This window comes from Pseudomonas canadensis (assembly GCF_030980095.1).
GTDB classification, from domain to species: domain Bacteria; phylum Pseudomonadota; class Gammaproteobacteria; order Pseudomonadales; family Pseudomonadaceae; genus Aquipseudomonas; species Aquipseudomonas canadensis.
This window is the reverse complement of the sequence record NZ_CP133298.1, coordinates 5,108,648-5,120,534: the sequence shown is the minus strand read 5'-3', so window position 1 is coordinate 5,120,534 and position 11,887 is coordinate 5,108,648. Positions and strand designations below refer to the sequence as shown.

General features: G+C 61.1%; 12 protein-coding genes and 1 pseudogene. 6 read left to right on the top strand and 7 right to left on the bottom strand.

The genetic code is table 11. From position 1 onward, the window contains the following. The first annotated feature begins 97 nt into the window (after positions 1 to 97). The 5 genes from colR (at position 98) to RB216_RS23780 (ending at position 3,868) form a co-directional block, all read left to right on the top strand. Positions 98 to 781, top strand: coding sequence for a two-component system response regulator ColR (gene colR / locus RB216_RS23800; RefSeq protein WP_016975511.1), 684 nt, complete (start codon positions 98 to 100; stop codon positions 779 to 781). Then, complete coding sequence (locus RB216_RS23795; protein ID WP_028617792.1) at positions 771 to 2,045, top strand: sensor histidine kinase; 1,275 nt, start codon at positions 771 to 773, stop codon at positions 2,043 to 2,045. Before colR ends, RB216_RS23795 begins: the two co-directional genes overlap by 11 nt. Before the next feature lie 194 nt (positions 2,046 to 2,239). Continuing rightward, positions 2,240 to 2,920 (top strand): class I SAM-dependent methyltransferase, encoded by a 681-nt coding sequence (locus RB216_RS23790; RefSeq protein ID WP_028617791.1) that lies wholly within the window; start codon positions 2,240 to 2,242, stop codon positions 2,918 to 2,920. 4 nt (positions 2,921 to 2,924) lie between these two features. After that, positions 2,925 to 3,644: a lipopolysaccharide kinase InaA family protein gene (locus tag RB216_RS23785; protein WP_308907969.1), complete on the top strand. Its 720-nt coding sequence runs from the start codon at positions 2,925 to 2,927 to the stop codon at positions 3,642 to 3,644. Then, positions 3,641 to 3,868 carry a hypothetical protein gene (locus tag RB216_RS23780; protein ID WP_028617789.1) on the top strand — a complete coding sequence of 76 codons (228 nt, stop codon included), beginning with the start codon at positions 3,641 to 3,643 and terminating at the stop codon, positions 3,866 to 3,868. Before RB216_RS23785 ends, RB216_RS23780 begins: the two co-directional genes overlap by 4 nt. 64 nt (positions 3,869 to 3,932) lie before the next feature. Here RB216_RS23780 and RB216_RS23775 read toward each other — a convergent pair whose 3' ends face one another. Genes RB216_RS23775 through RB216_RS23765 form a run of 3 tightly spaced genes read right to left on the bottom strand, consistent with a single transcriptional unit; the run spans position 3,933 to position 7,556 of the window. Next, complete coding sequence (locus tag RB216_RS23775; protein ID WP_068935945.1) at positions 3,933 to 5,030, bottom strand: DUF1513 domain-containing protein; 1,098 nt, start codon at positions 5,028 to 5,030, stop codon at positions 3,933 to 3,935. Positions 5,031 to 5,032: 2 nt separating this feature from the next. Then, positions 5,033 to 6,097 (bottom strand): imelysin family protein, encoded by a 1,065-nt coding sequence (locus tag RB216_RS23770; protein WP_016975505.1) that lies wholly within the window; start codon positions 6,095 to 6,097, stop codon positions 5,033 to 5,035. A gap of 31 nt (positions 6,098 to 6,128) precedes the next feature. Next, positions 6,129 to 7,556 carry a di-heme oxidoreductase family protein gene (locus RB216_RS23765; protein WP_028617787.1) on the bottom strand — a complete coding sequence of 476 codons (1,428 nt, stop codon included), beginning with the start codon at positions 7,554 to 7,556 and terminating at the stop codon, positions 6,129 to 6,131. A 139-nt stretch (positions 7,557 to 7,695) separates the two neighbouring features. Between RB216_RS23765 and RB216_RS23760 the strand changes: the two genes are divergently transcribed. Then, a complete protein-coding gene (locus RB216_RS23760; RefSeq protein ID WP_028617786.1) occupies positions 7,696 to 8,259 on the top strand; it encodes an NAD(P)H nitroreductase in 564 nt (187 codons plus the stop codon). A 47-nt stretch (positions 8,260 to 8,306) separates the two neighbouring features. Here the strand turns inward: RB216_RS23760 and RB216_RS29935 are convergent, their stop codons facing one another. The 4 genes and pseudogenes from RB216_RS29935 to RB216_RS23745 all read right to left on the bottom strand — a co-directional run bounded on the left by RB216_RS29935 (position 8,307) and on the right by RB216_RS23745 (position 11,786). Continuing rightward, the gene (locus RB216_RS29935; protein WP_372514817.1) at positions 8,307 to 9,062 is read right to left on the bottom strand and encodes a methyl-accepting chemotaxis protein; all 756 of its coding nucleotides are present in this window, start codon (positions 9,060 to 9,062) and stop codon (positions 8,307 to 8,309) included. A gap of 102 nt (positions 9,063 to 9,164) precedes the next feature. Beyond that, a pseudogene (locus RB216_RS29930) lies at positions 9,165 to 10,304 on the bottom strand (methyl-accepting chemotaxis protein); the annotation flags it as partial. Between the two features lie 280 nt (positions 10,305 to 10,584). Then, complete coding sequence (locus tag RB216_RS23750; protein ID WP_028617784.1) at positions 10,585 to 10,986, bottom strand: YbaN family protein; 402 nt, start codon at positions 10,984 to 10,986, stop codon at positions 10,585 to 10,587. Positions 10,987 to 11,177: 191 nt separating this feature from the next. Beyond that, positions 11,178 to 11,786: a biliverdin-producing heme oxygenase gene (locus RB216_RS23745; protein WP_028617783.1), complete on the bottom strand. Its 609-nt coding sequence runs from the start codon at positions 11,784 to 11,786 to the stop codon at positions 11,178 to 11,180. Positions 11,787 to 11,887: the final 101 nt, after the last annotated feature.

The following is an 11,887-nucleotide window of genomic DNA, read 5'->3' as shown; positions in this document are numbered from 1 at the left end:
GCTTAATCGACGGGTCTCACAGGCCTATCCCTGAGCCACACTTGGCCTTAAGCTGCGCGAGCCAACACGGCCGTTACCGCGTACGGAGACACTGCCCATGCGAATTCTATTGGTTGAAGACAACCGCGATATTCTGGCCAACTTGGCCGATTACCTGGGGCTAAAAGGCTATACCGTGGACTGTGCGCAGGACGGTTTGTCGGGCCTGCACCTGGCCGCTACCGAGCATTACGACCTGATCGTGCTCGACATCATGTTGCCCGGCATCGATGGCTACACCCTGTGCAAACGCCTGCGCGAAGATGCGCGCCGCGATACGCCGGTGATCATGCTCACCGCCCGCGACCAATTGGATGACCGGCTGCAGGGCTTCAAGTCCGGCGCCGATGACTACCTGCTCAAGCCGTTTGCCCTGTCCGAATTGGCCGCGCGCATCGAAGCCGTACTGCGCCGCGCCCAGGGTGGCGGTCGTCGCGCCCTGCAAGTCGCCGACCTGCATTACGACCTCGATACCCTGGAGGTGACCCGTGAAGGCCGCCTGCTCAAACTCAATCCGGTCGGCCTGAAGCTGCTGGCGGTGTTGATGCAGAAGAGCCCGCACGTGCTGCGCCGCGAAATCCTTGAAGAAGCGCTGTGGGGCGACGACTGCCCGGACAGCGACAGCCTGCGCAGCCATGTCCATCAATTGCGCCAAGTGATCGACAAGCCGTTCGCCAAGCCACTGCTGCAAACGGTGCACGGCGTCGGTTATCGCCTGGCTGAGGGTCGAGATGGAGTTTAAGCAAAGCCTTGCCCAACGGATCATCATTGCCTTTGCCTTGATGAGTGCGTTGGTGGCGGGAGCCTTCGCCATGGGCATTGTCGCGACAGTGCACCTGGTGGAAGAGAAGTTGATCTCGGCGGGCCTGGGCGGTGACCTGCAACGCTTGCTGCTGATGGACACGGTCGAAGACTGGCGGCACCGGCCCGAGCCGGATCAGCTGTTTTACTTCAGTGGCGGCCCTGGCGATTTTGAGTTGCCCAAGGATTTGCGCCACCTTGAACCCGGTTTCCATGAAGTGTTCCGCGAAGCGCTGTCGTACCACGCCATGGTCGAAGTGGTTGATGGTCGGCGCTACGTGCTGCTGCAGGATCAAAGCGATTTTGAAGAGCGCGAGCGCGTGCTGTTTGCCGTGGTGCTGGTGGGTTTCGTACTCAGCCTGGCGCTGGCGGTGTTCCTGGGTTGGGTGCTGGCGCGCAAAGTCATGGCGCCGGTTGTGCGGCTGGCCCGCCAGGTGCGCCACCGTGACCAACTGCTGGGCCTGGCCCCGCCGCTGGCGCCGGACTACGCAGCGGATGAAGTGGGTGAGTTGGCCGTGGCCTTCGATGCCACGCTGGGGCGCCTGCGTCAGGCGCTGTCCCGTGAGCAGTTGTTCACCAGCGATGTGAGCCACGAATTGCGCACGCCGTTAATGGTATTGGCCAGCTCTTGCGAACTGCTGCTGGAAAACCCGGCCATTGACCAGCGGGGGCGTAACCAGGTGCTGCGTATCGCCCGGGCTTGCGAAGAGATGCGCGAACTGGTGCAGACCTTTCTGATGCTGGCCCGTGCCCAGCACGATGAATCGGCCATGTCGCAGCAGGTCAACCTCGCGCAGGTGGCCGATGATCTGCTCGGCATCTGGCGCGAGCCCATAGAGCAAAAAGGCCTGGAGCTGATCTACAACCCCGGTAACCCTCTGGATACGCGCTATAACACCACCTTCCTGCACGCCGTCATGGGCAACCTGCTGCGCAACGCCCTGCATTACACCGAGCAAGGGTTTATCCGCCTGACCCTGGAACCCACGGGCTTTGTGGTGGAAGACAGCGGCGTCGGTATTCCCGAAGACAAACGTGAGGCGATGTTCGAGCCGTTTGTACGCGGCAGCGAGAAGCGTGGAGAAGGCCTGGGCCTAGGGTTGTCACTGGTCCAGCGCATCTGCGAGAACCAGGGCTGGACCGTGAGTCTCAGCACCATGGAGCCCAACGGCTGCCGCTTTCATGTGCAATTGAGTCAGGTCTAGGCCTGACTTCACCCTCTGCCGTTATCCTGCCAGAGATCCCGGTAAATCGGCGAAGATGGCCCCATGCTATTGCTTGTGTCTGTAAAGTCTTGAAATGTATGAGATTGGACAGGACAAGTTTTTCACAACGGGTTGACCTGTTGATCACAGTGCGCTGTTTACTTTTGTAGGCATCAGCAACTGGAGATCCGTTGATGTCTACCCCGATCAAACTCGAATTTTCCGAAAAGTACGACGACGAGCACGCGCAGAATTATTTGCTCAAACATCAGGACAATCTGGCCCGTCGACTGTCTCACAAACGCGACGAGCAATTGGCCCGTGGCGCTCTGGCGATGGCCGGCGAGCCGGGGCTGGTGTTGGATCTGCCGTGCGGTGCGGGGCGCTTCTGGCCATTGTTGGCGGAAAAACCCAATCGCGTGATTATCGGCGCGGACAACTCGGCCTCCATGTTGAAGGTCGCGACGGTCGCCCAGCCCGCTGACGTCGTGAAACGGGTACGACCTTTGCAGACTTCTGCCTTTGATATCGATCTACCGGATAACGCTGTCGACAGTATTTTCTGCATGCGCCTGATGCACCACATTGGTGATCCAGCGCATCGGTTGGCGATACTGCGGGAGTTTCAGCGTGTTACACGTGACAGCGTGATCCTTTCGCTGTGGGTGGACGGCAATTTCAAGGCCTGGAAGCGCAAGCGCACCGAACTGAAACGTCGCAAGAAGGGTGAGCAGGAAGGTTACCAAAACCGGTTTGTGTTACCGGCTGCTACTGTTGAAGCAGAATTCGAGGAAGCCGGTTTTCGTGTCCAGGAGTCCCTGGACTTCATTCCGCTCTACGCCATGTGGCGAGTGTATGTATTGCGCAAGAGGTAACAGGATGGCAGTTGAGTGCATAGCAGGCAGTCATGTAGCTCCCGAAGAACGATTTGATTACTTCTGGCGCCAGCAGGGCGAGTGGGTTGAAGAACCCAACCGTCGGCGAGGTGGAGAAAGCGGCGTGCAGCGCGTGATGAGCGCCAATGGACGTTTGCTTTACAGCAAGCGTCAGACCGGACATATCTACCGCAGTTGGTTACATCCGTTTGGCCGTCCCACCGTGTTGCGTGAGCGGGATGCGATCAAGGGCCTGCGCCTGTTGGATGTACGCGTGCCCGAAATGGTTTTTTGCGAGGCGCGCCGCGACCCTGAGCACCGCTGGCAGGCACTGCTGGTGACCGCAGCCCTCGACGGCTTCGACGAGATCGAAAACTGGTACGCCGCCGGTGGTCGTGAACAGTACGGCGAGTTGGTGCATGAGCGCGTGCTCAAGGAATTGGCCGGTACCCTGGCGCGTATGCACCGGGGGCGCTGGCAGCATGGCTGTTTGTACATCAAGCATATTTTTGTGCGAGTGACAGGCGAAGGTGATTCGGCCAATGTCGAAGTGGCGCTGCTGGATTTCGAGAAATGCCGCCAGCGCTTGACCGCTTATCGGGCCGCTTCCCATGACATGCTGCAACTGCGCCGCCATTCGTCGTGGAATGACGCGGACTGGAAGAAACTCAGCTACTTTTACGAGACGGCGTTTGGCAGCGCTATCAAGGGTTTAACCAGATGAAGCTAGAAATAGCACGAGGTTTGTTTTTGGTCGGGGCGCTGGGCGTTGCAGCCTTGGCGCTGGCGGCCTGGGAACAGCCTCGCACACAGGTGCTCAGTGCAACGCAGGGTGGCGCGCAATGCCTGTTGCCGCGCGTCGCCAAGGCGAGCACTGCGGCCAAGCCTGATCATGAGTTGTTGCTGTTCATGTTCGGCATGTCTCAAGGGATGAGGCCACAGAGTTGAAACGATTCAAACCCCCAGGAAAGGGCCTTGCGATGCGAGGCCCTTTTTTTTGCTGTGCGCCAGCTCAGATCAGATGCAGATGGTTATCCCAGAGCCCTGCCGGCAATTCCAACGGTTTTGCTACCAACGGTTTCTGGCGGCAATCGTAGAACCGGCAACGGCCTTGGCCGGAGGTCACGATAAAGCCATCCTCGACTGCGCCGACTCCAGCACAGTCGGGTAGCGGTCCATCCAGGCGCAACTCGCCACTGTCCATGTCCCAGATAAAGAAGCGGTTGCCCCGAGGAGCCGTCAACGCGACCAGGCGCAACTCGCTGTGCACCGCGACGCTGGCGGTGTAGTGCCCCATGGCCTGCAACTGCTCATCGGCCACCGGGAACGCCACGAATGGCTGGCCCGGCCGTTTGATTGCCAACAACTCGGAACGCTCCTGTGACGCCCCCATGAACTGCTGCCCGGTAAGGATGGTACCGTCGCTGGCGATCCCCATATGGCGCACGCTGTTCATCTGCTGGCCCAGGGTTTCCTTGCTGATCAGCGTGCCATCGCGGTGCATCAGCACCAGGCTTGGCTCCATGGCGTTGAGGTTCATTTCCACGCGGCTTTCGGCTTCGGTGCGAATGCCGCCGTTGGCGACCACCAGCGTCTCACCGTCGGGCATCCACGACACTTGGTGCGGGCCGATGCCGTGGGTGGAGATCTCGCCGGTATGCACCAACCGCTCGCCTTCGAACCTGTACACGCCGAGCAGGCCACGGCCGGGGTCGGTCGTGTCGTTCTCGGTGGCGTACAGCCAGTCGCCGCTCTTGTGAATGACCGCGTGGCCATAGAAGTGGCGATTGGCCTTGGAGGTGATGGTTTGCAGCAGCGTGCCATCGCGCAGGTCGATCAGGTAACTCTCGGTGCCCGGGCGGCGGGCGACAAACAGCGCAATCGGCAGCGTAGGGTGGTTGATGATGTCGTGGCAGCGTTGGCCGACCTGGGTAGCAAACACTTGCTTGCCGTCCAGGCGATAGCCCACGGCGTAGTGCTTGCCGTCTGCATCATCCCGCGCCGACAGCAGCAGCGGGCCCTTGTCTTTCCCTTTGAACAGCGTCCAGCCGCCCAAAGTGAGTGCACTGAGCAGCACGCTGCCAACCGCCAAAGCCTGTCGCCTGAGCATCATCAGTCACCGTCGTTGGCGTTAAAGCCCAGTTGGATACCCAGCGCCTTGGCCAATTCGCCTTCGTGCAGGCGGTGGACGACGTTGAGGCTGTCGTAGATATCGTTGAGCTGCTGGCGCCCGGCGTCGTCGGCCAGCAGTTCATTGAGGGTGCGCTGGTTGCTGGCGAACAGTTTGAGGGACGCGGCATAGGCGGCGTCGATCTTGTCGGCCAGCGGCTTCTGTTCGGACGGCAGCAGGCCACGCAGGCCTTTGTTGTCGACGCCGACCCATACGGTCTGGGCGGCGGCGAGGCTGGCTTCGAGGCTTTGCAGGGACGACTGGCTGCGCCATGCATCGGCTTGGAATGGCTGCGGGATGCCCTTGGTCTGGCGGCCCATCGGCGTGCCAAGTTTTTTCTTCAGGGTGTCCAGTGCGGTCACTTGGACGCGCAGCAGATCGGCAATGGCTTCGTGGGAATCGGCGTAACGCTGGTTCGGAAACTTGGTCATCTGCGCCAGCATGCCGTCGGTGCTGTTCCAGCTGGCCAGGATTTCTTCGGCCAGGGCCTTCTGACGGTCGCCGATGGCCACCAGCAGCGGGCAGTAACGGGCCTTTTGTGCGTCGTCGGCAATATCGGTCTTGGCGTCATAGAGGATGTATTCGTAGGCCGACAGGCCTTGCACCACCACGCTGGACTTGGCCAGGGCGGCGCCATCGATCTGCGGCTGGCTGGCGACCAACTGCTCGACCTGGCGGCCGACCAGGTTCTTCTTGTCTGGCCAGAACTGCACCTGCCACGAACGGTTGCCTTCGGCCAGCGGGCCGATCAACAGCGGTTGCAGCTCGGCCCAGGCCTTTTGCGCATGCAGGAAGTCGGCACGGGCAGTGTCCAGGCTCTCTTTGCCTTGGCAGTAGGCCAGGGCGCTGACGGCCAGTTGGCGGTCGGCTTCGACCCAACGGCTGTAGGTCGGCAGGATCACTTGCTTGGCAATGGCCGCCGAGGTCACCGCTTGCGGGTCTTGCGGCGAGCAGGCGCCGAGGGCGAGGGCGGCCAGGCTGGTGAACAACAACTTGGGACGGAACATGTCGAGCTCCCTTCTGTAATTGGGGCGAAGCTTATAAAGAATTCAGGAACGCCAGCAACGCAGCGCGCTGCTCGGCATTAAAGGACAACACATGCTGCTGCGCCGCTTGTGCTTCACCGCCGTGCCACAGCACGGCCTCCAGCGGGTTGCGGGCGCGGCCGTCATGCAAGAACTGGGTGTGGCCACTCACGGTTTGTGTCAGGCCGATGCCCCACAACGGCGGCGTGCGCCAATCGCGGCCACCGGCTTTGAATTCGCTACGGTTGTCGGCCAGGCCTTCGCCCATGTCGTGCAACAGCAGATCGCTGTACGGACGAATCACTTGGTTGGCCAGCTCAGGTTCAGCGGCATTGGCCGCCGTGGTGAACACGGGTTTGTGGCAACCCTGGCAACCGGCCTGGTAGAACAGGTTTTTGCCGGCCAGCACCTGCGGCGTGTTGACGCCACGGCGCGCCGGCACGGCGAGGTTACGGGTATAGAACAGCACCAGGCGCAGGATGTTGTCGCTGACTTCCGGCTCGCCATCGGGGCCATTGCCGTTGGGGGCCTGTTTGCAGGCGACTTGGGCATCGGTGCAGTCATCGAAGGGTCTCAACGAGGTGGTGAGGCCCATATCACCAGAAAACGCGTGAACATTTTGTTGATTGAGGTTGGGTTGCCCGGCTTTCCAGCCAAATCGCCCGAGCACGGTTTTTTGCTGCGCGTCGTCCCAGACCCAATTGGCGCGGCCGACGATGGCTTCTTTGTCGGCGGTCTTCGGGTTGGTGTTGCGCAGGATATCGGCGTCGCTGATGGCTTCGAGCAGGCCCAGGCCGATCATGGGCGGGGCGATGCGTGCGGAAAAACGCGTATCCGGATGCATCGGGCCGTAGCCGAGCTGGGTGATTTGCAGGTCCGGCTTGCGCAACTCGACCACCGTGCCGTCCTCGAACGTCACGTTGACCGGTGTGTAGTCGACTCGCACCTTGCCTTCAGGCAGCACGCCTGGCACGGCCATGTCCTGCAGTTGCCCGCCGTAGACCGGCTCGGGCACCACGCCGACCTGTTCGATGAGCTTGGCATACGGCGCTGCATCCGGAATCGACAGGCGTACCAGCATCGACACCGCATTGGGGGCGTCGGGCAATGGCGGATGTCCCCGTCCGTCTTTTATATGGCAGTTCTGGCACGCATTGGTATTGAACAGTGGGCCCAAGCCATCACGCGCGGTGGTAGTGGACGGCGCGATCACCCAGGGGCTGCGAAAGAAGCTGTTGCCCACGCTGAAGTCCAAGCGGCGGGTGGGCGACAGGTTGGCCGAGGGCAGGGAAAATGCATTCTGGTCGCGCTTGTTCACCGTCGCAGCGCCGCCCGCCCGTGATTCACCCGGCTCGGCCTTGGTAAACCTGGGCGCGTCATCGCAGGCGCTCAGGCTCAAGGCCAGCACGGCTGCGGACAGGCGAAAAAGCGAACGGAACATCGAGTTTCCCGGACGAAGACGAAAAATAAGGTCGCAAAGTCTAACAGGGCGGGGCGCAATGAATAAGAGCAATTATCGTTTGGTCGAATCCGATTCATTCCCGCTAGAATGGCCGCACATTTTTCTCTGGAGGTGGCCAATGCAGGCTCTCGACGCTTTGCTCAACCGTGTTTCCGTGCCGCGTCTGCTGGAACCGGCGCCGACCCAGGAGCAGCGCGACGTGCTGTTCGCCGCCGCCATGCGCGCGCCTGACCACGGCCAACTGCGCCCGTGGCGTTTCCTCACGGTTGAAGGGGCTGCCCGTGAGCAAATGGGCACGCTGCTGGCCGAAGCCGCACGCCTGCAGGACGCCGATGCGCCGCAAGCCGCCATCGACAAGGCCCAGAATGGCCCGTTGCGTGCGCCGTTGGTGGTGGTGGTGATTGCCCGTTTGCAGGAACATTTCAAGGTGCCGAAATCCGAACAATTGCTGGCAGCCGCCTGTGCGGCTCACGGCATCCTGCTGGCGGCGTATGCCCAGGGGATTGGCGCCGTGTGGCGCACGGGTGAACTGTCCTACTCGGCCCACGTTGCCAAAGGCCTGGGCCTTGCGGCCGACGAGGAAGTGATTGGCTTCCTCTACCTGGGCACGCCGCAAAACCCGCCGCGTACCGCGGCTAAAGAGGATGTGGCGGCGTTTGTCCAGGCTTGGACTGGTCTCTAATGGTAGGAGCCGGCAAGCCGGCTCCTACAGGGTTTTGTGCAAGCTGTTCAGACCCTGAACTGATCCATCAGCTTCATCTGCTGGCTGGCCAACGCATTGAGTTGGCTGCTGATGGCCGCCGACTCGGTGGCCTGGCCGGTGAGGGTTTCGGTCACTGTACGGATCGCCGAGACGTTGCGGTTGACCTCTTCGGCCACGGCGCTCTGTTGTTCGGCGGCGCTGGCGATTTGCAAGTTCATGTCGCTGATCACGGTCACCGCATCGCTGATCTTGCCCAAGGCCTGCACCGCTTGATGGATCTGCCCGGCATTGCTCTGGGCCTGGCTCTGGCTTGAATGCATGGTCGCCACCACGCCACGGGTGCCGCTCTGGATGCGCTCGATCACCAGGCGGATTTCCTCCACGGAGTCCTGGGTGCGCTTGGCCAGGTTGCGCACTTCGTCGGCCACCACCGCAAAGCCACGGCCGCTTTCCCCGGCGCGTGCCGCTTCGATGGCGGCGTTCAGCGCCAGCAGGTTGGTCTGCTCGGCGATGCTGCGGATCACTTCCAGCACCGAACCGATCTGCTCGCTGTTGACCGCCAAGGCTTCGACTTCGCCCACGGCCTTGCTGACTTCTTCGGCCAGGGTGGTGATGTCGCGAGTGCTCTGCTCGATGATCGACATGCCTTCGCGTGCCGACTGATCAGCCCCGCGTGCCGCGTTGGCGGCGTTGGAGGCGCTGTTGGCGACGTCGTGGGCAGTGGCACTCATCTCGTTGGACGCGGTAGCCACCTGGTCGATTTCGCGGAACTGCACTTGCATGCCTTCGCTGGTCTGGCGCGCGATGGCCGATGACTGATCGGCGGTGCCACGGGCTTCAGTGATACTTTGCTTGATCTGGGCGATGGTCGGTTGCAGCTTGTCGAGGAAGCGGTTGAACCAGTTGACCAATTCTCCGAGTTCATCCTTCTTGGTGTAGGCCAGGCGCTGGGTGAGGTCGCCGTCGCCACTGGCGATCTCCTTGAGCATGGCGGCCACGCTGTTGATTGGACGGGTTACCCCGGTGGCGGTCAGCCAGATCAGCAGCAGACCCAGCAGCGCGGCGGCAGCGCCGACCAGCAAGGCTTTGAGCGTACCGGTGGCTTGGGCCTTGTCGAGGACGTCCTGCAGTTTCAAGGTGTCGGCCAGCATCACGTTCTTGGGCAGCTTGATCACCACGCCCCAGGATTTTGCGTCGGCAATCGGCTTGACCGGGTAGACGGCGCGGATGGTGTCGTCCTGCTCGCGGATCATGGGTGACTCGCTGGCCAGCAGTTGCACGATCTCCTTGCCTTCGGCGGCGAGAATGTCGATCAGATTTTTGCCGACCTTGTCCGGCTGACCGCTATACGCCGCAATCAGGCCGGTACTGGACAGGATCTCCAGATGCGCCGCGCCGTCGAAGAGTTCTTTTTGCGCCGCGTCCGTCACTGCTTGCAGGGTGTTGAGGGCGATGTCGATACCGACCACGCCGATGACTTTGCCGTCCACGATCAGCGGCAAGGCAATGGTGGTCATCAGCATCTGCTTGCCGGCCACTTCATCGGCGTAGGGGTCGAGCAGGCACACTCTGCGCGTATCACGTGGGCAGGTGTACCAGATGTTGTAGGGCGTGCCGCTGAGGTTGGGGGTGGTCTTGGTCAGGTCTTCTTCAACCATGATGGTGTTCAGCCCTTCACCGCCGGCGCGGCTCCAGTAGCTGGAAAAACGGCCTTTTTCGTTGGACACGCGGGCCTTGTCGCCGACGAATTCGCTGTCCTTGCCATCCAGTCCATTGGGCTCGAACGACAGCCAGATACCCAGCACTTTGCTGTTGCGCTCGAAGGTGGTCTTGAGGCTCTGGTTGAGTTCTTCCCGCAAGGCAGCGGGTTCCAGGGACCGTTTGGCTGCCAGGGCGCGCAGGTCCTTGACCTGGTCGGCGAGGGCCGTCACCACCAACAGGTTTTCGCCAAAGGTTTTCTGCAATTGCACGGCCTGTTCGGCGGCTTTGGATTGCAGCAGGTTTTGCACACTGTTGGTGAGCATTCGCGAGCTTGAATCGCTGATCAGCTGATCGTTCTGATTGGTTTCGTAGAGGTTGATGCTGATGATCAGTGCGATGACCCCCAAGAGGCAAAGGCCTGATAGCAGCACGATTTTCAAGCGAATGGAGAGGGTGTCGAACATAGGTTCACTCACGAATGGACTTGTTGGAAGGCACGCAGTGCAGGCCAAGTCCATTCAGCGCTATGTCTGAAACATCGGCGTCATGATTCAATTCATGAGAGAGAGGCGATGAGCGGTAGGAAATACCCTACAGGCTACATTATACGGGCGCTACAAGCCGCTCCGGACGTGACCAGATCCACAGATTGCCCAGGCTCATCCCGGCAATCGCCAGGTAGATCGGCCAGCCGTGGTCGAGCATCACCAGCATCAGGAGGGCGCACAGCAGCATGCTCACTGTGGCGCTGACTTTGGCACGACGGGCGATGATCTTGCCGTTGCGCCAATTGAACAGGATCGGCCCGAACAGCCGGTGGTTTTCCAGCCAGGCGCTGAGGCGCGGTGAGCTTTTGGTGGCGGCCCAGGCGGCGAGCAGGATGAATTCGGTGGTGGGCAAACCCGGCACGACAATCGCTATCAACCCTATGCCCAGGCTGACGTACGCCAGCAGGCCGAAGAGGATCCGGGCGATTTTCGAGGTGGATTGGGTTTTGCCGGTCATAGGTAGAGATATCACAGAGAATCAATATGAAATGAGATCTAAATGTGGGAGCGGGCTTGCTGTGGTGAGTGGGGCTTGTCCCCCGACGGGCTCACCGCCGACCCAAGGGGCTGCTTCGCAGCCCAGCGCAGGGCAAGCCTGCTCACCACAGCAAGCCCGCTCCCACATTTTTATCGCATTCCAACCAAGAGTCAGGCCAGTTCAGGGGCGCTAGCGTACGCTTGTTCCAGCAAGACGGTGAAGCGTACAAACGCGTCGATTGCGCCTTTTTCCACCGCAGCCTCTTCTTCAGCGTTGAATTCCAGGGCATCGAGCGTACGGGTGAAGCTTTTCCACCCTTCAGCACGGCCACCGGCCGGCTCACCCAGGTGACGGGCACCGAAGGTTTCGCTCAGGCCCAGGCCCACGGCGCGCTTGATCAGGAACGCAGCGCCCAGTTTGGAGCCTTCGGACACGAACAGCCAGCCCAAGGCTTCGGCCTTGCTCGGGTTCTTCACGGCGCCGGCGACCGGTGCAGGCACTTCAGTGTCGAGGTCACCCAGGTCCAGCTTGGCGGCTTCGGCGCGGCAACGTGCGGCCAGGTCCGGCACGATCTTGATCAGCTCGGCATCGTTGTACAACGCCACCAACTCCGACTGGAACAGGTACTGCGCGACCACGAAACGCGCGAAATTGGCCTGGGTTTCGAACGGCGCGTGGGCTTTGACCAGGGCGTCGAGCTTGGTGTGTGGCTCGTTGGTGATCTGGTTCAGGCGCTGGGAGCGTAGGCTTGGGCGTTCTGCGGTAGGAGAAGCGGTCATGAAAAAGTCCTTGAGAAGGGGAGCGCCTGGGTGCCCTAAAGAGAGCTGTTATCAACTAGACGAACAAGAAGACGCGGCACAGTAAAAAATCCTCACCTCGT